Origin of the sequence: Amycolatopsis rifamycinica, from assembly GCF_000695625.1 — a bacterium.
GTDB classification, from domain to species: domain Bacteria; phylum Actinomycetota; class Actinomycetes; order Mycobacteriales; family Pseudonocardiaceae; genus Amycolatopsis; species Amycolatopsis rifamycinica.
Genome location: NZ_JMQI01000084.1, coordinates 12,871 through 36,971 on the forward strand (window position 1 = coordinate 12,871; position 24,101 = coordinate 36,971).

Here is a 24,101-nt window from a genome sequence, read left to right on the forward strand (position 1 = left end):
CCCCGGCTGTCCTTGACAATGCGTGATGGCACCGGATGCGGGAATTCACCACAATGGCGGCACGAATACTAGATCGACGATCTTGCGCGGCCGGCGGTCACCGAGCGGCGCGGCGCGCGGGTCGCCGGAGGTGGGGGTCGAGTGCGGAAAACGTGGCCCCGCACCAACCCGCAAAGCGGAAAACAACGGATCGCCAGGCGTATTCGGCAGCCGGCGACCCGGCGTGGCCGTCCCCCGGAAAATCGGTCCGGTCAGGGGGTGCGTGCGATTATCTGCGCAGGCAGGCAAAGGGGAAATCGTCGATGATCACGGACGGTAGTCGTGAGCGAGGAGGGCCGCCTGTCCGTGGATGTGACGCCGAGGGCCCGTGAGGAGCAACGAGTTTCGGGGAACTCGGGCGTCCGGGTCGTTCCTTGTCCGGGGCGGCCGGACCGGCGGCGGCCGCCGGTCGGGCGGGCGGTGATCCACCCGCGGTGGCCTGGTGAATCACATCCTGATCACGAATCGGCGCATTTCCCGAATGGGAGGTTTCCCATCCGGGAACACCGGACTGGCAGCCGGTGTTACGCGGTGACCGGGTGGCCCTCTTGTTGGGGAACCGGTTTTACTTCTAAAATCCTCCGTGTGCGACCGCTTACGGACGGTACCGAGCTGCTGGTCGGCCGGGACAGCGAGCTGTCCCGGCTGGTCGGGTGGATCCGTGAGGTCGCCGCGGGCCGGGGCCGTGCCGTGCTGGTGGACGGCGAGCCAGGGATCGGCAAGTCGGCGCTGGTCCGGTCGGCCTGCGCGGCCGCCACCGACGCGGGTTGCCAGGTGTTCTGGGGAGCGGGCGACGAGCTCGGGCAGGCGCTGCCCCTGCTGCCGCTCCTGGACGCCCTGGAGATCACGCCCGCCACGCGGGATCCCCGTCGTGACGCCGTTTACCAGCTGCTGGGCGGCGGTGCCGTCGCGGGCAAGGGCGCCGACCTCGCCGCCGCGGCCGCCGAACAGCTGATCGCGTTGGTGGACCAGCTCTGCCAGGACGGCCCGGCCGTGCTGGTCGTCGACGAGCTGCAGTGGGCCGACAGCACCACGGTCGCGGTGTGGAGCCGGCTCGCCCGCCTGGTCCGGCAGCTCCCGCTGCTGCTGATCGGCGTGCTGCGGCCGGTGCCGCGCCGCGACGACCTGCGCTCGCTCTTCCGGATCGTCCGGCCGGCCGAGCGGCTGCGGCTGGGCCGGCTCGCGGAACCGGCGGTGCTCGAGCTGGTGGCCGCCCTGGCCGGCGGCAAACCGGGCGCCCGGCTGGAGGAGCTGGCCGCCGGGGCCGCCGGAAATCCCCTGTACCTCACCGAACTGGTCGACGCGCTGACCCGCAGCTCGTGCCTGGAGGTCGATCCCGCGGGCATCGCGGAGCTGACCGGCGCGGCCACGCCGGACTCCCTGCCCGAGGCGATCGCGGACCGGCTGGGCTTCCTCACCGAGCCGGCGCGGGCCGTGCTGCGGACGGCGGCGCTGCTCGGCGTCGGCTTCTCGGTCGCGGACCTGGTGACGGTGACGAACTCTTCGCTCGCCGAGCTGCTGCCCGCCCTCGACGAGGCCCGCGCGGCCGGCGTGCTGGTGGCGGCCGGCGACGACCTGCAGTTCCGGCATCCCCTGATCCGCACGGCGTTGTACGACGAGATGCCGACGGCGGTCCGGGTCGCCTGGCACCAGTCGGCCGCGTGGGCGCTGGCCGAAGCGAGCGCCCCGGTCGAGCGGGTGGCGCGGCAGCTGCTGCCCATGGTGTCCACAACGGACACCCGGGTGCCGGTCCCGGACTGGGCGGTGAAGTGGCTGCTGAAGGTGGCCATGCCGTTGATCGGTCAGGCGCCGGTGGTCGCCGTCGCGCTGCTGAGACGGGCGGTGCGGGACGCGCCGCTCGACGACGCGGTGACCGGGGCGCTGGCCTGCCGGCTGGCCGACGCGTACTACCGGGTGGGCAACGTGGCCCAGGCCGAGCGGATCGCCTGCCGCGCTTTGGATCGCGTCCGCGACCCCGACGTGCGCGTCGACCTGCACACGACCGTCGTCCAGAGCCGCGGGACGGCCGGCCGGGCCGCCGAGTCGCTCCCCGCCCTCAACGAGGCGCTGAACCAGCCGGGGCTGCAGGCCCGGCACCGGGCCCGGCTCCTGGTGCTCATCGCGCGGATCCGGCGCGTCCTCGGCGAGGTCGACTCCGCGGGCCGGGCCGCTTCCGCGGCGCTGGCGGAGCTCGGCGCGGCCGAAGACCGCTGGGCGACGGGCTGGGCGCTGCACGTGCTGAGCCAGTGCGCGATGACGCGGGGCGAGTGGGCCGCCGCGCTGCCGCTGTTCGAGCGCGCGATGGCCGTCGTGCGGGGCGACCCCACGCTGATCGAGCTCACGTTGCTACTGCGCATCAACCAGTCGGTCACCTTCGGCGCGCTCGACCGTTACGCCGACGCGCTGACCGCCGCCGGCCAGGCCCGCGAACTGGCCGACCGCACCGGCAGCGTCGCGCGGCTGACCCAGGTCCAGAGCGCGATCGGGCAGCTGCTGCTGGGCGCCGGCCGGTGGGACGACGCACTGGCGGAGGTGGACGTCGTCCCGGACGACCACAAGGACCCGGGCGTGGTGTGCTGCGACCACGGCGTCGCGGCGATCATCCACTTCCACCGCGACGAAACGGCCGCGGCCCGCCGCCACCTCGACGTCGCCGCCCTGCATTCCGAGCGGGCCGGCGACGAGGTGGTGGAATCCCTGGTCCGGGCCCGCAGCCTGGCGTTCGAGCACGCGGGCGCGCCGGAGCGGGCGCTCGCGGTGCTGACGGCGGTGCCGGCGGGTGAAGACGCGGGGGAGGAGCGCCTGGGCGACGCGGTCCGGCTGGCGATGACGATCGGCGACGTCCGCACGGCGGCGGAGATCGAGGCCCGGGCGCGGGCGATCGCCGCCGAGTCCGCGGTCCCGCACCGCCGCGCGCTGGCTCTGTACTGCCGCGGCCTGCTGGAGCGCGACGGGACGATGCTGCTGCGAGCCGCCGACGGCTACGCCGACGCGGGCCGCCCGCTGTCGCAGGCCAAGGCCCTGGAGGCGGCCGCGCTCGCCTTCGCCGAAGCCCGCACCGAAGACCGCGGTTCGGCGCGGGCGGCCTTCACCCACGCCATCGACCTCTACGCGGAGCTGGACGCCCAGTGGGACGTGGCCAGGCTGCGCGCGTTGTTCCGGGCCCTGGGCATCCGCCGCGGCCCGAAGGTGAAGCACCGCCAGGCCACGCACGGCTGGGACAGCCTCACCCCGACCGAGGGCCGGATCGCCGCGCTGGTGGTCGAAGGCCTGTCGAACCCGCAGATCGCGGCCCGCCTCTACCTGTCACCGCGCACGGTGGGCACGCACGTCTCGCACATCCTGACCAAGCTGGGCGTGCACTCCCGCATCGACATCGCCCGGGAGGCGGCCCGCCACCAGTCCGCGTCGGGCTGAACGACCCTCCCGGCACGCCACCCGCCCCCCCCCCGGAGCGAGCCCGCCGGATCACACCCCGAGTTCCGGCGCGTCTCCCCGCGGACGTATGGCCAGCGGCCGCGTGGCCGTCGACGTCGACGGCCGGCGTGACACCGCCACGTGCCCGCTGAAGATTTGGCCGGCCAGCACCGCCAGCACCAGCAGCAGGGGTGTCCGCCAGGTCCCCGTGCCCGTGTGCAGCCAGCCGCACAGCAGTACGCCGAACCCGGCTATCACGTACCCCACCCCCTGGACCACCGCCGACAACGCCACCGAACTGTCCTTGCTGCGCAGCGAAATGGTCGTCAGGACGAACGCCAGCGCGCCCATGCCCATGCCGGTCGCCGCCGCCCACAGCCAGGGGGCCGCGGCGGGGGCGAAGAGCAGGCCCGTCACCCCGATCACGTTCGGCGTGGCCAGGACGACGACGAGCAGCGTCTGGTTGCGCCAGCGGCGGGTCCAGCCCGGCACCAGCCACATCATCGGCAGTCCCATGGCCATCGACACCGCCAGGCACGCGCCCGCCGTCGTCGAAGGGACGCCCGCACTGCGGAGGATGCCGGGCAGCCACCCCATGACCAGGAACGTCACCGTGGAAATGAGTCCGAAGTGGATGGTCAGCGCCGAGGCCCGTACCGTTCCGGGCGCCGCCTGTGGTGAGACGAACTCGCCCGGCGTGCGCTGCCAGACCTGCTGGGCCAGCAGCGCCGTGGTCGCCCACACGCCGAGGGCGACCCGCCACGACGACGACATCACCGCCGTGGGCGTGACCAGCGCACCGGCCGTGCTGCCCACCCCGAGCCCGAACGTGAAGGCGGCGGACCCCTGGGCCAGCAACGGCAGCATCGTGCCGAGCACGGCGATGGACAGGCACGCCAGCGCGGTCCCGATCAGCAGTTCCACCGGGCCGCCGAGGACCCGGCCGGCCAGCGACAGCCCCAGCCCGATGAGGGCCACGGTGACCGTCCGGTGGGTCCCCACCCGGCTGCACAGCCACGGCGTCGCCCAGCCGCCGAGCCCGATCGCCCACAGCGGCAGGGCGACGAGCACCGCGGCGACCAGGCCGCCGGCGATGGAGATGTCCGGCAGCGCCGCGCCCAGGCTCGTCACGGCCGGCCGCAGGTTCAGGGCGAGAACGAAGATGACCAGAGTGGAGACGGTGGTGGTGGCACGCGACATCGCTCCTCCTCGGCGTCGAGGCCGGAGCGTCATACTCCGTAGAGCAATGCTTCGCGGAACGCGCACCGCAGACATCCGTCACCTGACGGATGAACGAACTTTTGTTGCCCCTCAACGGTTGTGGCCATCCCGACGGCTCTGCGAATGGGCGTGCATCGGCACGGACGGACCGCTGAACGCGGAATCGGGTCACTCTCGGTGAGGCCGATCCGGCCGATAGGGTGGCCGGTACCCCGGCCGGCAGAGCCCGAAGCGAACAGCCGTGACCGGCCCCACCGCCGGCGGGCGGCGGGGCCGGGACGGCGCTCAGCAGCTGAGGTACGGGGCCAGCCAGCCTCCCCAGTCCCCGGCCGGGCCGTCACTCGCGTCGTCGACGGCGAGCGCGAGCACCTGCACGCCGGTCACCGGGACGGCCAGGTGCTGCGCGGCGTCCCCGTGCCGCATGTCCCCGGTCGCCTCCAGTTCGACGCCGTCGCCGAGGACGCGGAACCCGGCCGTTCCGTTCGGCCCGCGGTCGTCGATGCCGACCGTCGCGGTGAACTGCCTGCACCTGCCGCCCAGGTAGTAGCGCACGACCGAGGGCGCGTGCGCACCCAGGCCGCCGTGCGCGTCGGTCTTGCCGTTGATCGTCAGCGGGTGGCCGTTGTCGGTGCTGTCGCGCTCCACCGGGCCGAGGCCGTTCTCGCTGGAGATCCACGGCTGCGTGCTGAGCAACCCGTTGGTGTAAGGCGGGTTCGGCGCGAGCATCAGCGGCGCTTCGGCCGACGCGGTCGCCGTTCGCGCGCCCTGCGTGGTCGTGTACGTGACGGTGGCCGGCATCTTGACCGCCTGGGTCGCGGTCGGGACCGGGTGCAGCGTCACCGCCGTCTCCCAGGTGGCACCGGGTTCGACGATCGCCGCGTCCGCCTGGGCCGGGGTGTCGAACTGCCATGGCGCGGGCGCGGTCAGCTGCAGGTGCGCCCCCGTGACCGGCGTCGAACCGGCGTTGGTGAACCGGACCGTGGCGGTCACCGGCTGGGACGGCGGCACCGAGTCGGGCAGTTCGACGGTCAGCGACGTGCGCGGCGCGGCGGTCGCGCCCCCCGGCCACACCCGCAGCACGGTGGCGGCGTGCCGGCCGACGGTCCCGCCGAGCGCGCCGGTCGTTTCGGTCTCCGCGCCGGTCCACAGGTCGCGCACGCGGTACCCGGACGCCGCCGGGAGCCCGGCGTCGGCCACGGAGGTGGTGATCGGCGCGGCCAGCTCGCCGCGGTTGAACAGCACCAGCACGGCCGAGCCGTCGGACATCGGTTTCGTCCACACCTCGGTCCAGCCGGTGTCGCGGACCTTGTGCCCGGCGACGCCCGCCCAGTCCTGGTCGACGGCGATGATGTCGGGGTTGGTCAGCTCGGCGGCCGGGAGGGTGGTGTCGGCCGCGAGGGCCATGTCGGCCACCAGCGGGGCGTTGAGCACCGCCCACAACCCGAGCTTGGCCTGGCGCTCGGCGGTGTCGAGGTAGCTGAAGGTGAACGAGCCCGGCATGTTCCAGCCGCCCGGGCCCTGGTAGCCGCCGAGGCCGTACTGCTGGTCGAGACTGCCGGTCGAGTACCCGAAGTCGAAGGTCGCGTTCCGGTACGTGCGCCAGACGTGGGCGCCGGCCGCCCGGGCCCACAGCCACGGGCTCTGGTCGCGGTCGTAGTCGTCGACCTCGAGGGTGATCGGCCGGCCGGTGCGCTTCAGCGCGTCCGCCATCTTCTTGACGCGCGCGGGCGCGTCGCCGTTGACGCTGTAGCAGGTGTCGTAACGCAGGTAGTCCGCGCCCCAGCCCGCGAAGGTCTGCGCGTCGAGGTCCTCGTGGTCGAGCGAGCCCGCCGCCTGGCCGCTGCAGGTCTTCGCGCCGGTGCCGCTGAAGAACCCGATCTTCAGCCCGCGCGAGTGCACGTAGTCCACCAGCGCCGGGATGCTCGGCGAGAACGCGGTCCGGGCGGCCAGCCTGCCCTCGGCGTCGCGCTGGGCCGCCTGCCAGCAGTCGCCGAGCATGACGTACTCGTACCCGGCGTCCCGCAGCCCGGAGCTGACGAGCTGGTCCGCGGCGGCCTTCACGACGTCTTCGCCGGAGTTGTAGAGGCAGTAGTGATCCCCGGTCGCCCAGGTGATCCCCAGCGGAGGTCTTTCGCCCGGCACCGGATCGGGAGGCGGATCGGCGGACGCGGGAGTCGCGGTGGCGACCAGGAAAAGGGCGCAGAGCAGCACGGGAAGTCGTCGCATGGGTCCCCTCCGGAAAACAGGCAAGAGTCCCAGGATTGCCCGGCGGTGCGACGGGGTCAAGGACGGTGAATCCGGCCTGGCCGGGAATCGAGGACAGCCCTCAGCCGGCCAGGCGGGGGAACAGCTCCCGGACGCCGCGCCGGAGATCGTCGAGGGCCGTCTCCTCGCCCGCGAGGTGCCGCAGCAGCGCCTGCTGGAACAGCCCGTCGAACAACGCGTACGCGTCGGACGGGGAACAGGTCGGCTCGGTGCCCGCGAGGCTCGCGTAGGCACTCACGTTGCGCCAGATCATGTCCCGCAGGCTCTCGTCGATTTCCGCCACGTCCTCGCGGAAGGCGGGCTCGAACAAGGACTGCGTGCGCAGGTCGTACCACATGCGGTGCATGAGGGGTGCTTCGCCGAGCGCCGCCGCGAGGCCGTCCGCGCAGGCCGCCGCCAGCTCGCCGGCGGTGGCCGCCTCGCCGACGCCGCCCTCGTAGCGCTGCACGCACGCCGCCTTGTAGCGGCGCACGCAGTAGGTGATCAGCTCGACCTTGTCGGCGAAGTAGTAGTGCAGCAGCCCGTGGGAGAACTTCGTGTGCTCCGCGATGGTGCGCAGGCTGGTGCGGGCGTAGCCGAGGTCGGCCAGCGCCAGGAGCGCCGCGTCGGCCAGTTCCCGGCGGCGGTCCTCGAACTTGTCGGCTGGGGTCCGGCGCCTCACGGCGGCTGCGCTGGTCACGAGGCCGAAGATACCATCCGGCAGCTTTCTGACCAATCGTCCAAGAAAATCTTGACATTCGTCCAAACGGCGGTCATGGTCTTCACCAGCCGCCGCCGAAGCCGGAGGGACGACGATGTCTCTGTTCTTCTACCTGGAGAAAGGCGCGTCCCTGGACCCCGGGGCGCCCTGCTTGACCCTCGACGGGGTGTCGCGTTCCTACGGCGAGGTCGTCGAGCTCGCCGAGGCGGTCGCCCGGGCCTTGCGCCGCTCGGGCGTCGCACCCGGGGACAAGGTCGGCATCCTCTCGGCCAACGACCCGACCGCGTTCACCTGCGTCTTCGGCATCTCCCGCGCCGGTGCGGTGTGGTGCCCGATCAACCCGCGCAACGCCGCCGGCGAGAACGCCGAGCTCCTGGACCTCTTCGACTGCACCACCCTGGTTTTCCAGTCCGCCTTCGAGGACCTGGTCCGCCGGATCGCCCCGCGGCTGCCCAAGCTGACCACGCTCGTCCGGCTCGGCGACGGTGACGATTTCGCGCCCGGCTTCGACGCCTGGCTCGACGCCGCCCGGGACGACCCCGCCGCCGCGGCCGCCCCGCCGGACGACGTCGTCGCCCTGGTCGGGACGGGCGGGACCACCGGGCGGCCCAAAGGTGTCATGCTCACCGGCCGCAACCTCGAGGTGATGTCGGCGATCACGCTGATGAGCTACCCCTTCGACGGCCGCCCGGTCTACCTGGCCCTCGCGCCGCTGACCCACGCGGCCGGGGTGCTGTGCTTCCCGGTCCTGGCCCGCGGCGGCGAGGTCGTCATCATGGCCAAGCCCGACGTCGGCCGGTTCCTGGAGCTCGTCGAACGGCACCGGGTCACCCACACGTTCCTGCCGCCGACGCTGATCTACCTGGTCCTCGGCCACGAAGCCCTGGACGGCACGGATCTGTCGTCGCTGCAGTGCTTCTGGTACGGCGCCGCCCCGATGTCGACCGCGCGGCTGGCCGAAGCCCTCGACCGGATCGGGCCGATGGCGCAGCTGTTCGGCCAGTCCGAAGCCCCGATGATGATTTCGACGATGGCGCCCGCCGACCACCGCCGGCCCGACGGCAGTGTCCACACCGGACGGTTGTCCGCCGCCGGACGGCCTTCGCCGCTGGTCACGGTGGCGATCCTCGACGAGACCGGGCGGCCGCTGCCGCGCGGGGAGCGCGGCGAGATCTGCGTGCGCGGCTCCCTGGTGATGGCCGGCTACTACCGCGACCCCGAAGCCACCGCGGCGGCGTCGGCCCACGGCTGGCACCACACCGGCGACATCGGGTTCCTCGACGACGAAGGCTTCCTCCACATCGTCGACCGCGCCAAGGACATGGTCATCACCGGCGGGTTCAACGTCTACTCCGCCGAGGTCGAGCAGGCCGTGCTGGCCCACGACGCGGTCCGCGACTGCGCCGTGATCGGCCTGCCCGACGACAAGTGGGGCGAGCGCGTCACCGCCGTCGTCCAGCTCCGGCCCGGGGCGCGGCTGGACCCCGGCGAGCTGATCGCGTTCGTCAAGGACCGCATCGGCAGCGTCAAGGCCCCCAAGCAGGTCGAAGTCTGGCCGGACCTGCCCCGCTCGACCGTCGGCAAGGTGCTCAAGGCCGAAATCCGCACGACCCTCACCGCCCGCTGAGAGGAAACACATGAAACTCGCGCTGTACCTGCCGAACTTCCGGGACAAGGTCACCGTGCGGGAACTCGGGGACCTCGCCGCCCTCGCCGAGGAACTCGACTTCGACTCCGTCTGGACGCTCGACCGCGTCATCGTCCCGGAGACCTCGGACACCGAGGAGATGCAGTACTCCTTCGGCATGATCGAAGGGTTCCCGAAGGGCCTGCCGGTCAGCTCGCGAGGCGAGTTCCTGCAGGGCATGCCGCTCATCCCGTGGCTCGCGGCGAAGACGTCGAAGGTGCGGATCGGGATGAGCATCATCGACACGCCCTACCGCGCGCCCGGCGTCCTCGCCGCCGAGCTCGCCACCATCGACCACCTCTCGGGTGGCCGGCTCAACGTCGCCGTCGGCTCGGGCTGGATGCCGGAGGAGTTCGCCGCCGCGAGCGCGTCGCACATCTTTCCCAAGCGGCACAAGCACGTCCGCGAAACCCTGGAGATCATGCAGGGCATCTGGACCAACGACGTGTTCGAGTACCACGGCGAGTTCGCCGACTTCCAGCGCAGCGGGTTCGGCGCCAAGCCGGTGCAGAAACCGCACCCGCCGATCTTCTTCAGCGGCCTGAAGGACGCGAAGCGCTCGGCCGCCCGCATCGCGAAGTACGGGCTGTCCGGCTGGATCGGCATCCAGGACTCACCCGAGGACATCCGGCGCTGGCGCACCGAGATCCAGCGCGAGCTCGAGGCCCTCGACACCCCGCGGTCGGTCGACGACCTCGAGATCTCCAGCATGATCTGGTTCGTCATCACCGACCAGGACTCCGACCAGAGCCCGCTGGGCAAGGGCACCAACCTGCTTGTGGGTTCCCAGGCGCAGATCACCGACCAGCTCAAGCGGTACCGGGAAGCCGGGCTGACCATGCCGTTCCTGTGGCCGCCCTTCCAGGACGTCCCGGTGGCGAAGACGCTCGACGACATGAAGCGGCTCAAAGAAGAAATCCTCCCCAAGATCGAAGCGATGTGAAAGGGACCAGCATGTCCGAACTCGAAGGAAAGCGCGTCTTCGTCACCGGATCCGGCGCCGGCATCGGCAAGGCGATCGCGGCGCTGTTCACCGAACGCGGCGCCCGGGTCGTCGTCAGCGACCTCGACTCCCTCGCGGCCAAGCAGGCGGCAAACGAGATCGGGGCGGCCGGCGTCGCCAACTGCGACGTCACCGACGAAATCCAGGTGCAGTCGGCGATCCAGCAGGCGGTCGACCTCCTCGGCGGCCTCGACGTCCTGGTCAACAACGCCGGGATCGAGGTGTCGTCACCGCTGCTGCAGCAGTCGACGGAGAGTTTCGACAAGATCTTCGCGGTGAACGTGCGCGGCACGTTCGTGACGATGAAGGCGGCGACCCCGCACCTGGTGGAGTCGAAGGGCAACATCGTCAACATCGCGTCGATCGCGGGCCTCGGCGGCAGCCCGCTGCTCGGGTCGTACTGCGCGACGAAGGCCGCGGTCATCCAGCTGACCCGCGTGGCGGCGGTCGAGATGCGCCCGGCGGGCGTCCGGGTCAACGCGGTCTGCCCGGGTTTCGCGGACACGGCCATGGTGGAGCGCCTGGTCCCGGACTTCGAGGCGGCGACCCAGGTCCCGTTCGGCGACCTCGTCGCGGCCAAGCAGGGCCGGCTGGGCACCCCGCAGGACATCGCCGAGGTGGCGGCGTTCCTGGCGTCCGACCGGGCGAGCTGGATCACCGGCAGCCACTACGTGCTCGATGGCGGGCTGACCGCGTCGCTGGTGTGAACCGCCGGTGCCCGGCCGGACCGGCCGGGCACCGGACCGCATCCTCCACTATGGACGGTGTGCGGGCGCCTCGTCGCGGAAGGCCGCCACCGCGCACTCGGCGGCGCTGCTCGCGTTTTCCGCGGCGACGACGATGCTGCCGGTGATCGTGATGGCCGGTTCCAGGGGGATCGCCCGGACCCGGGCCGACCGGATCTCGGCGACCTGGTCGGCGGGGAGCACGGTCCAGCTGGAGGGCTCCGAGCCGACTTCGACGATCGTGTCCTGGAGCGTGCCGGTCGGGCGGCCCGCCCGTGCGGGCAACCCGGTGTCGCACAGTGCCCGGACCACGGCGTCGTGCAGGGGCGGGTCGTGCTCGCGGGCGGGCACGCGCAGCGTGCCGGCGGCCAGCTCGGCGAGGCCCGCGGCCCGGCGGTCCGCGGCCGGGTGGTGCCGGGACACCACCGCGTACAGGCGCTCGGTCCAGGTCGGCAGCACGGTGAGGCCGGGCACGGACCGCACGCCCCGCGTCAGCGCCAGGTCGAGTTCGCCCTGCCGCAGGGCGTTGAGGCGGGCCTCGACCGGCAGGTCGACCAGCACCACGTCGAACTCCGGCGCCCGCTCGCGGAGGGCGTCGATCCCGCGCTCCAATCGGGCGGTCAGGCCGGCGGCGGTGCCGATGCGCACGGTCGTCATGACCTGCTTCGCCGCAATCTCGACCTGGCCGGCCGCGGCGAGCGTGGTGCGGGCCGCGTCGAGCACGCGGTGCCCGGCCGCGGTGAGCCGGACCCGCCGGGGCGACCGGTCGAGGAGCCGGACGCCGAGTTCCCGCTCCAGCCGGGCGATCTGCTGGCTGACGGCGGGCTGGGCGATGTGCAGCCGCTCGGCGGCGCGGCCGAAGTGCAGTTCTTCGGCGACGGCGACGAAGTAACGCAGGGCCCGTAGTTCCATGGTTCCCGCCTGGCTGGACGATAAGGCCAGCTTATCGCAGCACGTGCCGACTGGGGCTGGTTCGGGTGGGCGGCGGGTGCTGAGGTCGTGATCATGACCATCGAACGGGAATCCCTCGCCGCGTACCTGACCGCGGCCGACGCGACCGCGTCGGACGCCGTCGCCCTGGAGGAGGCCGGCTACGGCACGGTGTGGCTGGCCGCGTCACCGCCCGCTGACCTGCGGCCGGTGGAGCGGCTGCTCGACGCGACCGGCCGGATCGTGGTGGGCACCAGCGTGCTCAACGTGTGGCACGCCGACGCGGAAGAGGTCGCGGAGTCTTACCACCGGATCGCGGCGAAGCACGCCGGCCGGTTCTTCCTCGGCATCGGCGCCGGCCACCGGGAGCTCGACGCGGGGTACGCGTCGCCGGTGGCGAAGGTCGAGAGCTACCTGGACGCCCTGACCGCGGCGGGGGTGCCCGCGGACCGGGTGCTGCTGGCCGCCCTCGGGCCGCGGATGCTCCGGCTGGCGGCCGAGCGCGCCGCGGGCACGCTGACGCTGCAGGTGACGCCCGAGCACACCCGGCGTGCCCGCGAGGCGCTCGGCCCGGACAAGCTGGTGGTACCCGGCCACGGCGTCCTCCTGGACGGCGACGCCGGGCGGGCGCGCGAGACCGCCCGGGCCGGGGTGCGCCCGATGCTGGGCATCAGCAGCTACGCCGCCAACCTCCGGCGGATCGGGTACACCGAGGAGGACCTGACGGAGCCGTTCAGCGACCGGCTGATCGACGGCTTGGTGTTCCACGGCGACGAAGCGGCGGTCGCGGCGGGCATCCGCGCGGAGCTGGCGGCGGGGGCCAGCCAGGTCGGCCTGCACGCGATGGGCGCGGACCCGATCGGGGACCTGCGGGCGATCGCCGCGGCGGTGGGCGAGCAGCGGGTGCCGCAGAGCTGATGCGGCCGGGCCGGCCGCGGCGAGCAGGCGGGCGGCCGCGCGCGCCGGTGACCGGTGTGTGGCCGCGTGTCGCCTGTGGGCCGGTCGCGGGCGTGCGGCCGGCCCGCGGGCTGAGCGCCGCTCTACCGCCGGCGGGCTTCGTCCAGGCGCCGGGCCTCCGCGGCCTGCTCGAACGGGGTGTCGCCGGCCGGGTGGCGGTCGCCCAGTGCGGTGAACAGGGCGGCGACCTTCAGCGAGTCGTGGTGCGTGGCCAGGTCCGCCAGTGCCGGGTCCGTGGCCGCCAGTACCTCGCGGAACCGGCGCTCGGCGAGCGGGCCGAGCCGGTCGTAGATCTGCAGGAAGACCTTGCCCGCCCGGTCGCGGGCCCAGTTCGCGGGCAGCAGCTCGGCCGGCAGGTCGGGGTCGGTCTCCGGGAAGCGGCGCCAGTCCACGCGCAGCTCGGTGCGGGTGCGCAACGCCTGCGCCGGGCTGATCAGGCCCGCCTCCAGGCCGGTGAGCACCTCTTCGTACCGGTCGGCGAACTGCTCGTACTCGCGAGCCAGCGGTTCGAGGTCGAAGGCCGCGGCCGCCGCGGCCGAACCCGGGACCTCGGTCGCGCGGAACACCGTCGCGCTGCGGAGGCCCAGCTCGCGCAGGGCGGTCAGCGCCGGTCCGGCCAGGTCGTGGGGGCTGACCCAGACCCCGTCGTAGAGGGCGGCGAACCGCAGCACCCGCAGCCGTGACCGCAGGGCCGTGCGCAGCCCGCGGTCCTGCTCCGGCACCGAAAAGGTGACCACCGTCCACTGGCCGTCCCACTCCGGCGGGGTCGTCCCGAAGGTCAGCATCCGGTGCGTGCGCTCGATGATCACCTCGGACGTGCGGGCCGGGATGCCGTACGCCGTCGTCCGGCCGCTGCGGGACACCGTGAGCAGGCCGCGGGCGGCGAGGCGGCGGATCGCCGCCCGCGCGCTCGCCGGGCTGATGTCGAACTCGCCGAGCAGCTCCACCAGCGCGGCCGACGGGATGTGTTCGTCGCGCCAGTACCAGAAATCGCCGAGCAGGGACGTCAGGAGCAGCTGTGGCTCGGCTCCCTGCTGGGCGCGGGGCAGCGGGCCCGTCGTCATCGCGCTCCTGCCTCTCCCGGCGGCCGGTCCGCCGCGGGGGTCCATGGTGGCAGCTCCGGCCGGGCCGGTGGATCCAGGGGTTGAAACACGCGACACATCATGCGACGATCGGCGCCCAGATAGCAACCAATCATTCCCCAGGTCCCCGCGCCGCCCCGTCCGGACGGCCTTCCGCAGGAAGAATTCGACATGGGTTCCTCACTTCGTCAATGGCGTCGAAGCACGCTCGCCGCGGTCGCCGCGGGACTCGCGCTGGCCGGGTGCACGGTCGACGACGGGGCCGCCTCCGCGCCCACCGCGGCCGCCCTCACCACCGACGCGGCGCTGCACGACCAGCTGCCGCAGGCGGTCAAGGACGCGGGCGTCCTCCGGTTCGCCGGCGACTCCCACCCGCCGTACCGCACCGTCGGCCCGGACGGCAGGACCGTCACCGGCATCGACCACGACTTCCAGCAGGCGCTCGGCCAGCTCCTGGGCGTGCGCACCGAAACCACCATCGTCAGCGGGCTGCCGGCCGCGCTGCAGGGCATGCTCAGCGGCCGGTACGACGCGTTCAACGGGCCGGTCAAGGCGACCGCCGAGCGCGAGAAGCAGTTCGACACCGTCACGTGGATGACCACGCGGACGTCCTATGTGGTCCCCACCGGTTCCGCCGCGGGCGTCAAGCAGGCCGCCGACCTCTGCGGCAAGCGCGTCGCGGTGGTCACCGCGAGCGTCGTGGAAGACCAGCTCGCCAAGCTGTCGGCCTACTGTGAGCGCTCACAGAAGGCGGCCGTGCATGTGGTCGGGCTCGACGACACGAACGCGACGCTGCTGGCCGCGAAGTCCGGCCGGGCCGAGGCCGCCGGGATGACCCAGGCCGCCGCGATCGACGTGACCACCCAGCAGAAGGGGCAGTACGAGTACGTGACGCAGACCGAGGAGCAGGGCGCCACCAAGGACAACCTCGCGCTGTACACGCCGAAGGCCGCGAAGCTCGGGCCGGTGCTGCAGAAGGCCTTCGAAGAACTGTTCCGCAACGGCACGTACACGCGGATCATGCGTCAGTGGGGCCTGGACGACGTCAAGGTCCCGCAACCCCTGTTCGACGCGGCCTCCGCGAAATGACCGCCGTGTCCACAGTGGAGGAGTCGACGGCCCGCGACGACGTCGCCGGCGCCCGCGGCCGGTTCCGGCCGCTGCGCTGGCTGTTCGTCCTCGTGCTGGCGGTGCTGGCCGCGCAGCTGGTGGTCTTCCTGGCCGGCAACGACCGCTTCCAGTGGGACGTCGTGGCGAAGTACCTCTTCGAGAAGAGCGTCATGGCGGGACTGGGCACCACCGTGCTGCTCGCGGTCGCCGCCATGGTGCTCGGCTCGGTGGCCGGCGGCGTCGTCGCGGCGATGCAGCTGAGCGGGTTCGCGCCCGCCCGGTGGGTGGCGACGCTGTGGGTCGGGCTGTTCCGCGGCATCCCGCCGCTGGTGCAGCTGATCTTCTGGTTCAACCTCGCCTACCTGCTCCCCGCGTTGTCGATCGGCATCCCGTTCGGCCCGGTCTTCGGCACCTGGGACGCCAACACGGTCATCACGCCGCTGACGGCCGCGGTGATCGGCCTGTCGCTGGTCGAATCGGCCTACCTGGCGGAGATCTTCCGCGCCGGCGTGTCGTCGGTCGACCCCGGGCAGCGCGACGCCGCCCGCGCGATGGGCTACCCGCCGGGCCAGACGCTGCTGCGGATCGTGCTGCCGCAGGCGATGCGCGTGATCATCCCGCCCGCGGGCAGCCAGTTCATCAACGTGCTCAAGGGCACCGCGCTCGTGTCGGTCATCGCGATGTCGGACCTGCTGCACTCGGTGCAGGTCATCTACAACCGCACCTACGAAATCGTGCCGATGCTGCTGGTCGCCTGCTTCTGGTACCTGGTCGTCGTCACCCTGCTGACCGCCGGGCAACGCCGGCTGGAGCGCCGGTTCTCCCGCGGCCACCGGAGTGCCCGGTGAGCGCGCCGGTGCTGCGGATCAGCGCCATCCGCAAGGAATTCGGCACGGTGACCGCGTTGGCGGGCGTCAGCCTCGACGTGCGCGAAGGGGAGACGGTCGTCGTCATCGGGCCGTCGGGCTCGGGCAAGTCGACCCTCGTCCGGTGCGCCCACCAGCTGGAGCCCATCGACGGCGGGGCGATGTACCTCGACGGCGAGCTGCTGGGCCACCGGCGCGCACCCGGCGGCCTGCGGCCGCTGAGCGAGCGGCGGATCGCCGTCCAGCGCCGCCGGATGAGCATGGTCTTCCAGCAGTTCAACCTGTTCCCGCAGTTCACCGTGCTGCGCAACGTGACCGACGCGGCGATCCGCGTCCACGGGCGTGACCGGTCCACAGTGGAACAGGAGGCCCGGGAGCTGCTGGCGCGGATCGGCCTGGCCGGGCGCGAGGACCACTACCCGCGCCAGCTCTCGGGCGGGCAGCAGCAGCGCGTCGCCATCGCGCGGGCCGTGCTGGTCCGGCCGCGGGTGATGCTGTTCGACGAGCCCACCAGCGCACTGGACCCGGAGCTGGTCGACGAGGTACTGGCCGTGCTGCGCGGCCTCGCCGAGGCGGGCACCACGATGGTCGTCGTCACCCACGAGATGGCCTTCGCGCGCGAGGTGGCCGACCGGTGCGTGTTCATGGAAGCGGGCCGGATCGTCGAGGAAGGCCCGCCGGCCGAGCTGTTCGCCCGCCCGCGGACCGACCGGCTGCGCGCCTTCCTGTCCCGCCATCTGTCCGAAACGGAGGGTGCGTCGTGATCACTGTCGGCGCTGTCGGCGACCTCATCCTGGACGAGCCGGACCCCGGGTTCTTCCTCGCCCCGGCTGCGCCGGTGCTGCGCGGGATGGACCTGGCGATCGGCCACGTCGAGGTGCCGCACTCGACCACGGCGGTGCAGCAGAGCACCGACGTCCCGGCGCCGCCCGCGGATCCCGCGGCGCTGAAGGCGGTGGCCGAGGCCGGGTTCGCGGTGGTCACCCTGGCGGGCAACCACGTCCTCGACGCCGGTGCCGGCGGGCTGGCCGACACCATCGCCTACTCGCGCGAGGCCGGCATGGTGACGGCCGGCGCCGGGGTGAACCTCGCCGAGGCCCGGCGCCCGGCGATCGTCGAGCGCGGTGGCCTGCGGATCGGCGTGCTGTCCTACAACTGCGTCGGCCCGCGCGAGTCCTGGGCCACCTCCCGCAAGCCCGGCTGCGCGTACGTCCATGTCCTCACCCACTACGAGCTGGACCACGCGAGCCCGGGCGGTCCGCCGAAGATCTACACCTTCGCCGATCCCGACAGCCTGGACGCGATGGCCGACGACGTGCGCCGCCTGCGGGCCGAGGTCGACGTCGTGGTGGTGTCCCTGCACAAGGGCGTCGGGCACACGCCGGTGACCGTCGCGATGTACGAGAGCCCGGTCGCCCGCGCGGCGGTCGACGCGGGCGCCGACGCGGTGTTCGCCCACCACCCGCACATCATGCGCGGCATCGAAGTCCACCGGGGACGGCCGATCTTCCACGGCCTCGGCAACTTCGCCACCGTCACCCACGCCTTGACACCCGGCGCCGGGGTGGGCGCGGACGAACTGCGCGCGTGGGCCGAGCGGCGCACGCAGCTCTACGGCTTCGCGCCGGACCCGGACATGCCGTTCTTCCCGTTCCACCCCGAAAGCCGCAACACCGCCATCGCCTTCTGCCGCTTCGACGGGACCGGCCTGCGCGAAGCGGGCTTCGTCCCCTGCCGGATCGACGACCACGGCCGTCCGGTCCCGGTCGGCGGCACGCCGGAAGGCCAAGCAGTCACGAAGTACGTCGAGGACATCACCCGCGGGGCCCGGCTCAACGGCCGGTTCACCACCCGCGGCGCCGAAGTGCTCGTCGACGCCGAAGAGGGGGTTCCCGCATGACCGACCAGCCACTGGCCGGCCGCACCGTCATCGACCTGACCACCGCGCTCGCCGGGCCGTACGCGACCCTGCTGCTCGCCGGGCTCGGCGCGACCGTGATCAAGGTCGAAAACCCCGCCACCGGCGGGGACTCGTCCCGCAACAACGCGCCCTACGTCGGCCGTGACGGGCTGAACCTCGCCCGCCGGCACGACGACGACCTCTCGGTGTCGATGCTGCTGCGCGGCCGCAACAAGCTCAGCGTCACCCTCGACCTCAAGAACCCGCGGTCCCGCGCGGTGTTCACCGACCTCGTCCGCGACGCCGACGTGCTGGTCGAGAACTACAGCCCGGGCGTCACCGACCGGCTCGGCATCTCCTACGAACGGGTCCGGGAGATCAACCCGCGGCTCGTCTACACCTCGATCAGCGGCTTCGGCGCCCAGGGCGGGCCGGGCTCGGGCAAGGCCATGGACTCGATCATCCAGGCGCTGAGCGGGGTGATGATGACCGCGGGCGAGCCCGACGAGGGCCCGGTCCGGTTCGGCCTGCCGATCGGCGACCTCCTCGCGCCGCTGTTCGCCGTGGTCGGCACGGTGTCGGCGCTGTTGCAGGCCGAGCACACCGGCGAGGGCCAGCACGTCGACGTCTCGATGCTCGGCGCGCTGACGTCGCTGGTCGCGTGCGAGCCGTTCGACGCCTTCGACGCGGTCGGCCTGCCGCAGCGCACCGGGTCGATGGTGCCGCGGCTGGCGCCGTTCGGCATCCTGCCCGCCGCCGACGGCCACCTCGCCCTCTGCGCGCCGACCGACGCCTTCGCCCACGGCGTGCTGCGGGCCATCGGCCGCCCGGAACTGGCCGAGGACGACCGCTACCGGACCCGCGACCAGCGGGTCCGTGCGGCCGACGAGCTGCACGCCCTCATCCGCGAGTGGTGCCGGGTGCGGCCACTGGCCGAGATCCTCGCCGCGTTCACCGCCGAGGGGGTGCCCGCGGCCGAGGTCCGCGAGCCGCGGGAAGCCGTCCGCGACCCGCTGGTCCTCGCGCGCGAGGAGGTCGTGCCGCTGCGGCACCCGCGGCACGGCGCGGTCGCCGACCTGGCCGGGACCGGCGTGCCGATCCGCTTCTCCGCCGCCCGCGTCGCCCTCGACCGGCCGGCGCCCGCGCTGGGGGAGCACAACGAGCACGTCTACCGCGAACTGCTCGGCTACACCGAACAGCAGCTCGCGGACCTCGCCGCGGAGGCGGTGATTTGAACACCGTCGGGTACGTCGGCGCGGACGTCCCGGTCGAGCTGATCACCGCGGCCGGGCTGCGGCCGCTGCGGCTGACCGGGAAGCCGGGCGAGGACAGCACCCCGGGCGACCGCTACCTCGGCCGCGGCGTGGACCCGGTCGCCCGGTCGATCCTGACGCGGCTGCTCGCCGGCGACTACGGGCCGCTGGAAGCCGTCATCGTCTCCCGCGACTGCGAAGCGTCCCTGCGGCTGTTCTACGCACTGCGCGAGCTGCGCCGCGTCGAGCCGGAGCTGGGGCTGCCGCCGGTGCGGCTGGTGGACGTCCTGCACCTGCCGCACCACACGACCACCCGGTACGTCCACGCGAAGATCGCCCAGCTGCGCGCGTGGCTGGGGCAGTGGCGGCCCATCGGCGACGACGACCTCGCCGCGGCCATCACCGCCCACGACACCCTGCGGCGGTCCCTCGCCCGCGTCGCCGCCCTGCGGCGGGCGAACCGGCTGAGCGGCACCCGGTTCCTCGAGGTCGTCGCCGCGACCACCCGGCTGCCGGTCACCGACGCCACCGCGCTCGTCGAAGGCGTGGCGGCCGGCCCGCCCGTGGCCGACGGGGTCCGGCTGTTCCTCACCGGGAGCTCCCACGACCACCCGGCGGTGTACGAGACGCTGGAGCGCCACGGCTTCCTCGTCGTGGGGGAGGACCACGACTGGGGTGAGCTGCTCTTCGCCCGCACCTGCGCCGCGCCGACGCAGCTCGCGCTGGCCGAGCGGTACCAGCACAACGGCCCGGCCGCACCGCGCGCGTCGATCCGGCAGCGCGCGGGGCACACGGCCGCGGCCGCCCGCGCCTGCGGTGCCGAGGTGCTGTTCTCCTACGCGCGCATCCACGACGACGCCCCGCCGTGGGACTTCCCGGAGCAGCGGGCCGCGACCGGGCTGCCGGCGGTGCTGGCGGAACGGCAGCCCTACGGCGAGCTGACGCCCGAGGCGCTGGCGGCGCTGGTCCCGGCGGGAGCGGCGGCGTGACCGCGCGGCTGGCGTCCGCGACGACGGCGACCGCCTACCAGCGCGACTGGTTCGCCCGGATGCGCGAGGAAGTCGGCGGCGGGGTCCCGCTGGCGCTGGTGAACGCGGACGCGCCCCAGGAGATCTTCCGCGCGATGGGCATCCCGTACGTCGTCAACCAGTGGTGGGCGTCGATCGTCGCGGCGAAACGCCAGACCCAGCGGTACCTCGGCCTGCTGCGCGACCGCGGCTACCCGGACTACGTCGAGCAGTACAGCGCGACTTCCCTGGCGTCGGCGTTCGAAGACGATCCCGGACAGGCGCCGTGGGGTGGCCTGCCGACGCCGTCGATCGTGCTCGGCGAGACGACCGGCGACGCGGCCCGGAAGATCTTCGACGTCTGGGGCGCCCGGCCCGGCGTCACCTATTACCCGTTGGAAAGCGCGGCGGAGAACGAAGTCCCGGAGCGGTGGTGGGAGCTGATGCCGCACCGCTGGGAGGAGGCGATCGGCCGCGACCGGCTCGACCTGCTCACCGGCGAGCTGACCGGGCTCATCCGGTTCCTGGAGCAGACCACCGGCCGGGTGTTCTCCGAGACGCGGTTCCGCGAGGTCCTGGACCTGGTCAACGAGCAGCAGGAGTGGAACCGCCGCACCCGGGACCTGATCGCGGCCGCGCGGCCGTGCCCGATCGCCGTCACCGACGGCATCCCGAGCGTCATGGTGCCCCAGTGGCACCGCGGCACCGAGTGGGCCCGCGACGCCGCGCGGGCCTTCCACGACGAGGTGCGCGACCGGATCGACGCGCGCGTCGCGGTGTGCCGGGACGAGCGGCTGCGGCTGATGTGGATCGGCCGCGGCCTGTGGTTCGACCTCGGCTTCTACCAGCGGTTCCAGGAGTCGCACGGCGCGGTGTTCGTCTGGTCGATGTACCTGGCCATCGCCGCCGACGGCTACCTGCGCTACGGAACCGACCCGCTGCGCACCCTGGCCGCCCGCTTCGCCGCGTTCGGCGACCAGCTCTACACCCCGCCGTGGTCGGCGGAGTGGTACGTCAAGGAAGCCCGCCACCACGGCGTCGACGGCGTCGTGCACCTCGTCTCCGACGACGCGCGCGGCAGCTACTTCACCACCCGCGCCCTGCGTGCCGCCGGCATCCCGGTGCTGGAGCTGCACGCGGACAACGTCGACGCCCGCACGGGCGACGGGCTGACCGCCCGGATGACCGAGTGGCTCGACGAGCTGACCTGATGGGACCCGACCGTCCGGAAAGGACCTTTTGTGCGGTCTCCACTTCGCCGGCGGGACTCCCACTCGCGCTACCGCACGGTCGCGCCGGACGGGACGGTCACCGGGATCGACGCCGACTTTCCAGGCCGCGCCCGGGCAGGTGCTCGGCGTCAAGACGCGGACCATCGTCGTCGCGGGCAGCTGAACAAGCTGTCCTGGTTCCGCGCGGACACCAAGCGGAAGGCAACGCGGACCGTCGCCACCCTGCTGGCCACCCGCTCGGGCCGGGCGGACGCCGCCGGGATGACCGAGGCGGCGGCGATCGAGGTCACGCAGCGGCAGGGCGGCAACAAGTACGTCACCCAGACCGCGCGAACCAGCTCGTCGTAGCAACCAACTGTCCAGAAAGGACTCTCGATGGGAAACGCCTGGCTGAAGCCCGCGCTCGTGGCCGCCGCGACGGCGCTCGTCGCGCTCACGGCGGCGGTCGTGCCCGGTTCCTCCGACGCGGAGGTCGCGGCCCCGCCCGCCCCGCCCGCGTCCACCGTGTTCCACCCGGTGGTCCGCGAAGCCGCGGCCGGGACGGGGGACTACGCCGCCGAGTACACCGTCTACCGGCCCGCCGACCTCGACCGGGTGCGGGGCCGCCTGCCCGTGGTGGTCTTCGGCAACGGTGCGTGCCGGCACACCAGCAACGACGAGCTGCTGACCCTCGAAACGCTGCTCGCCGCGCACGGGTTCGTCGTGGTGGCGGTCGGCGGGTTCGACGAGCCCGCGCTGACCGAAAACGGCAGCCCGCAACCGCGGGTGATCACGGACGCGATCACCTGGGCCGAACGGGAGAACGGCCGCCGGGGGAGCGAGCTGCGGGACCGGCTCGACACCCGGCGCGTCGGCGTCACCGGCCACTCGTGCGGCGGCATCGAAGCACTCGTGGCGGGCGCGGACCCGCGGGTGAAGTCGGTGCTGTCGCTGGACAGCGGGTTCTTCGCCGACGGCACCCTCGGCTACGGGCGCGAGAACCTGGCGAAGCTGCACACGCCGGTCCTGTTCGTCGACGGCGGCCCGAGCGACGTCGCCTACGCCAACAGCGGCGCCAACTACGACCTCGTCACCGTCCCCGCCGTCCGGGCGACCAACCCGGCCGCGGGACACACCGGGTTCGTCTACGGCCAGCGCGACGGCAACCCCGACCCGAGCGTCCGCGAGGAAGCCGTCCGGGTGCTCGTCTCCTGGTTCGACTTCACCCTCAACGGCAACCGCGCGGCGCGTGCCTTCTTCCTCGGCGCCGGCTGCGGGTTGTGCGCCACGCCGGGCTGGACCGTCACCGGCAAGAACTTCTGACAGGAGCAGATCATGCGGAGAATCGCCTCTCTGGTCGCGGCCGCGGTGCTCGTCGCCGGGCTGCCCGCCACCGCCCACGCGGCGGAGCCCGGGCAGCCGTGTCCGGACCCGGTCGCGGCCGCCCGGTGCACCGGCGGGCAGCTGGCCGACGGCACGCCGTACACCTTCGCCAAACCGTCCCGGTGGAACGGGACCGTGCTCGTGGACCTCGACTTCGCCGCGGGCGGACTGGCGAGCGCGCTCACCGCGTCCCTGCTGGAGCGGGGCTACGCGGTGGGCGGCACCACGCGCGCGATCAGCAGCTGGAACATCGCGCGGGCGATCGACAACCAGGCCGAGGCGCTCGGCCGGTTCGAAGCCGCGTTCGGGCGGGCGCGGTACGCGATCGCCGAAGGCCGGTCGATGGGCGGGATGGTCGCCGCCGGCGTGGCGCAGGTGCACCCCGGCCGGTTCGCCGCGGCGATCCCGATGTGCGGCGGCCTCGGCGGCGCGGTGGGGCAGTGGAACCAGAAGCTCGACACCGTCTTCACGCTCAAGACGCTGCTGTTCCACGACACCGCTCTGCCGGTCACCGGTATCCCGGCCGACGTCCCGGCGGCCCAGCAGCAGTGGCTCTCGGCAGCGGCGTCGGCTCAGCCGACGCCGGCGGGCCGGGCCCGCATCGCCCTCGCGGCGGCGATCGGGCAGCTGCCGTCCTGGGGCCTGGCCCCGGACGGCTCGGCGACCCCGGTCCCGGACGAGCGTGACGTCGACGCCGTCGAACAGGGCATGTACCTCGCCCTCGCGGGCGGCCCGCTGCCGTACCTCGGTCAGGCGATGAGCAGCCGGCGGACGATCGAGCAGCTGGCCGGCGGCAACCCGTCGTGGAACACCGGCGTCGACTACGCGCGCCAGCTCGCTTCGGCGGCGCCGAGCCAGCGGAACGCGGTGCGCGAGCTGTACGAGCGTGCGGGCCTCGACCTGCGCGCCGACCTCGGCCGGCTCGCCGCCGCGCCGCGCGTCTCCGCCGATCCCGCCGCTGTCCGCTACCTGGAGCGCGGCATCGTGTTCACCGGCGACCTGCGCATCCCGGTGCTCACGGTCAACGGCACCGGAGACCAGATCTCCACGGTGGCCCAGCAGCAGTCCTACGGCTCGCTGGCCCGTCGCGCGGGCAACGGGGCCCTGCTCCGGCAGACGTACGTGCAGACCGCGGGCCACTGCACGTACACGACCGGCGAACAGCAGGCGGCCGTCGACCGCATGCTGACGCGGCTGCGGACCGGGCACTGGCCGGACACCTCGCCCCGGACGATGAACGCGCTCGCGGCCGCCGCCGACGGCGGGCAAGGACGCTACCTGAGCTACGTGCCGCCGCACTTCAACCGGCCGTACCCGGCCGGGGCGTGAGGTTCCACCCGGCTCG

General features: G+C 73.1%; 20 protein-coding genes. 15 read left to right on the forward strand and 5 right to left on the reverse strand.

Features of this window, described 5'->3' with window-relative positions:
* The first annotated feature begins 624 nt into the window (after positions 1 to 624).
* The gene (locus tag DV20_RS42175; RefSeq protein WP_043789532.1) at positions 625 to 3,456 is read left to right on the forward strand and encodes a helix-turn-helix transcriptional regulator; all 2,832 of its coding nucleotides are present in this window, start codon (positions 625 to 627) and stop codon (positions 3,454 to 3,456) included.
* Between the two features lie 51 nt (positions 3,457 to 3,507).
* On the opposite strand, the gene DV20_RS42180 is transcribed toward DV20_RS42175, so the two are convergent.
* The 3 genes from DV20_RS42180 to DV20_RS42190 all read right to left on the reverse strand — a co-directional run bounded on the left by DV20_RS42180 (position 3,508) and on the right by DV20_RS42190 (position 7,621).
* A complete protein-coding gene (locus DV20_RS42180) occupies positions 3,508 to 4,656 on the reverse strand; it encodes an MFS transporter (RefSeq protein ID WP_043789534.1) in 1,149 nt (382 codons plus the stop codon).
* A gap of 306 nt (positions 4,657 to 4,962) precedes the next feature.
* On the reverse strand, positions 4,963 to 6,903 hold the full coding sequence (locus tag DV20_RS42185) for an NPCBM/NEW2 domain-containing protein (protein ID WP_043789537.1): 1,941 nt from the start codon (positions 6,901 to 6,903) through the stop codon (positions 4,963 to 4,965).
* A gap of 100 nt (positions 6,904 to 7,003) precedes the next feature.
* Positions 7,004 to 7,621 (reverse strand): TetR/AcrR family transcriptional regulator, encoded by a 618-nt coding sequence (locus tag DV20_RS42190; protein WP_043789538.1) that lies wholly within the window; start codon positions 7,619 to 7,621, stop codon positions 7,004 to 7,006.
* A 115-nt stretch (positions 7,622 to 7,736) separates the two neighbouring features.
* Between DV20_RS42190 and DV20_RS42195 the strand changes: the two genes are divergently transcribed.
* The 3 genes from DV20_RS42195 to DV20_RS42205 are packed head-to-tail and all read left to right on the forward strand — an operon-like array spanning position 7,737 to position 11,039.
* Positions 7,737 to 9,269: an acyl-CoA synthetase gene (locus DV20_RS42195; protein WP_043789539.1), complete on the forward strand. Its 1,533-nt coding sequence runs from the start codon at positions 7,737 to 7,739 to the stop codon at positions 9,267 to 9,269.
* A gap of 10 nt (positions 9,270 to 9,279) precedes the next feature.
* Positions 9,280 to 10,272 (forward strand): LLM class flavin-dependent oxidoreductase, encoded by a 993-nt coding sequence (locus DV20_RS42200; RefSeq protein ID WP_043789542.1) that lies wholly within the window; start codon positions 9,280 to 9,282, stop codon positions 10,270 to 10,272.
* Positions 10,273 to 10,283: 11 nt separating this feature from the next.
* Positions 10,284 to 11,039, forward strand: a complete 756-nt coding sequence (locus DV20_RS42205) for an SDR family NAD(P)-dependent oxidoreductase (protein ID WP_043789589.1) — start codon at positions 10,284 to 10,286, stop codon at positions 11,037 to 11,039.
* A gap of 48 nt (positions 11,040 to 11,087) precedes the next feature.
* Here DV20_RS42205 and DV20_RS42210 read toward each other — a convergent pair whose 3' ends face one another.
* Entirely contained in the window at positions 11,088 to 11,969 is an 882-nt protein-coding gene (locus tag DV20_RS42210) for a LysR family transcriptional regulator (protein ID WP_043789544.1), read from the reverse strand.
* Positions 11,970 to 12,062: 93 nt separating this feature from the next.
* On the opposite strand from DV20_RS42210, the gene DV20_RS42215 reads away from it, so the two are divergent.
* On the forward strand, positions 12,063 to 12,905 hold the full coding sequence (locus DV20_RS42215) for a TIGR03620 family F420-dependent LLM class oxidoreductase (RefSeq protein WP_043789591.1): 843 nt from the start codon (positions 12,063 to 12,065) through the stop codon (positions 12,903 to 12,905).
* Positions 12,906 to 13,027: 122 nt separating this feature from the next.
* Here DV20_RS42215 and DV20_RS42220 read toward each other — a convergent pair whose 3' ends face one another.
* The gene (locus DV20_RS42220; protein ID WP_043789545.1) at positions 13,028 to 14,008 is read right to left on the reverse strand and encodes a PaaX family transcriptional regulator; all 981 of its coding nucleotides are present in this window, start codon (positions 14,006 to 14,008) and stop codon (positions 13,028 to 13,030) included.
* 189 nt (positions 14,009 to 14,197) lie between these two features.
* Between DV20_RS42220 and DV20_RS42225 the strand changes: the two genes are divergently transcribed.
* From DV20_RS42225 to DV20_RS42270, 10 genes are read left to right on the forward strand one after another with little or no spacing between them, the layout of a single operon-like run.
* Positions 14,198 to 15,115: a transporter substrate-binding domain-containing protein gene (locus DV20_RS42225; protein WP_043789546.1), complete on the forward strand. Its 918-nt coding sequence runs from the start codon at positions 14,198 to 14,200 to the stop codon at positions 15,113 to 15,115.
* Positions 15,112 to 15,984 (forward strand): amino acid ABC transporter permease, encoded by an 873-nt coding sequence (locus DV20_RS42230; RefSeq protein ID WP_051736361.1) that lies wholly within the window; start codon positions 15,112 to 15,114, stop codon positions 15,982 to 15,984. Before DV20_RS42225 ends, DV20_RS42230 begins: the two co-directional genes overlap by 4 nt.
* Complete coding sequence (locus tag DV20_RS42235; protein ID WP_043789547.1) at positions 15,981 to 16,766, forward strand: amino acid ABC transporter ATP-binding protein; 786 nt, start codon at positions 15,981 to 15,983, stop codon at positions 16,764 to 16,766. The genes DV20_RS42230 and DV20_RS42235 overlap by 4 nt, the downstream gene beginning before the upstream one ends.
* A complete protein-coding gene (locus tag DV20_RS42240; RefSeq protein ID WP_043789548.1) occupies positions 16,763 to 17,902 on the forward strand; it encodes a CapA family protein in 1,140 nt (379 codons plus the stop codon). The genes DV20_RS42235 and DV20_RS42240 overlap by 4 nt, the downstream gene beginning before the upstream one ends.
* Positions 17,899 to 19,137: a CaiB/BaiF CoA transferase family protein gene (locus tag DV20_RS42245; protein ID WP_043789549.1), complete on the forward strand. Its 1,239-nt coding sequence runs from the start codon at positions 17,899 to 17,901 to the stop codon at positions 19,135 to 19,137. The genes DV20_RS42240 and DV20_RS42245 overlap by 4 nt, the downstream gene beginning before the upstream one ends.
* Positions 19,134 to 20,144 (forward strand): 2-hydroxyacyl-CoA dehydratase family protein, encoded by a 1,011-nt coding sequence (locus DV20_RS42250; RefSeq protein WP_043789550.1) that lies wholly within the window; start codon positions 19,134 to 19,136, stop codon positions 20,142 to 20,144. Before DV20_RS42245 ends, DV20_RS42250 begins: the two co-directional genes overlap by 4 nt.
* Positions 20,141 to 21,373: a 2-hydroxyacyl-CoA dehydratase family protein gene (locus DV20_RS42255; RefSeq protein ID WP_043789551.1), complete on the forward strand. Its 1,233-nt coding sequence runs from the start codon at positions 20,141 to 20,143 to the stop codon at positions 21,371 to 21,373. Before DV20_RS42250 ends, DV20_RS42255 begins: the two co-directional genes overlap by 4 nt.
* A gap of 30 nt (positions 21,374 to 21,403) precedes the next feature.
* The gene (locus DV20_RS46910) at positions 21,404 to 21,742 is read left to right on the forward strand and encodes a hypothetical protein (protein ID WP_043789552.1); all 339 of its coding nucleotides are present in this window, start codon (positions 21,404 to 21,406) and stop codon (positions 21,740 to 21,742) included.
* A gap of 27 nt (positions 21,743 to 21,769) precedes the next feature.
* Entirely contained in the window at positions 21,770 to 22,696 is a 927-nt protein-coding gene (locus tag DV20_RS45710; RefSeq protein WP_051736362.1) for a poly(ethylene terephthalate) hydrolase family protein, read from the forward strand.
* Positions 22,697 to 22,708: 12 nt separating this feature from the next.
* Complete coding sequence (locus DV20_RS42270; RefSeq protein ID WP_043789555.1) at positions 22,709 to 24,085, forward strand: hypothetical protein; 1,377 nt, start codon at positions 22,709 to 22,711, stop codon at positions 24,083 to 24,085.
* Positions 24,086 to 24,101 lie beyond the last annotated feature (16 nt).

Coding starts and splice junctions, on each gene's coding strand:
- DV20_RS42180 (WP_043789534.1), bottom strand. CDS start 4,656: ATGTCGCGTGCCACCACCACCGTCTCCACTCTGGTCATCTTCGTTCTC.
- DV20_RS42185 (WP_043789537.1), bottom strand. CDS start 6,903: ATGCGACGACTTCCCGTGCTGCTCTGCGCCCTTTTCCTGGTCGCCACC.
- DV20_RS42195 (WP_043789539.1), top strand. CDS start 7,737: ATGTCTCTGTTCTTCTACCTGGAGAAAGGCGCGTCCCTGGACCCCGGG.
- DV20_RS42200 (WP_043789542.1), top strand. CDS start 9,280: ATGAAACTCGCGCTGTACCTGCCGAACTTCCGGGACAAGGTCACCGTG.
- DV20_RS42205 (WP_043789589.1), top strand. CDS start 10,284: ATGTCCGAACTCGAAGGAAAGCGCGTCTTCGTCACCGGATCCGGCGCC.
- DV20_RS42210 (WP_043789544.1), bottom strand. CDS start 11,969: ATGGAACTACGGGCCCTGCGTTACTTCGTCGCCGTCGCCGAAGAACTG.
- DV20_RS42215 (WP_043789591.1), top strand. CDS start 12,063: ATGACCATCGAACGGGAATCCCTCGCCGCGTACCTGACCGCGGCCGAC.
- DV20_RS42220 (WP_043789545.1), bottom strand. CDS start 14,008: ATGACGACGGGCCCGCTGCCCCGCGCCCAGCAGGGAGCCGAGCCACAG.
- DV20_RS42225 (WP_043789546.1), top strand. CDS start 14,198: ATGGGTTCCTCACTTCGTCAATGGCGTCGAAGCACGCTCGCCGCGGTC.
- DV20_RS42230 (WP_051736361.1), top strand. CDS start 15,112: ATGACCGCCGTGTCCACAGTGGAGGAGTCGACGGCCCGCGACGACGTC.
- DV20_RS42245 (WP_043789549.1), top strand. CDS start 17,899: ATGACCGACCAGCCACTGGCCGGCCGCACCGTCATCGACCTGACCACC.
- DV20_RS45710 (WP_051736362.1), top strand. CDS start 21,770: ATGGGAAACGCCTGGCTGAAGCCCGCGCTCGTGGCCGCCGCGACGGCG.
- DV20_RS42270 (WP_043789555.1), top strand. CDS start 22,709: ATGCGGAGAATCGCCTCTCTGGTCGCGGCCGCGGTGCTCGTCGCCGGG.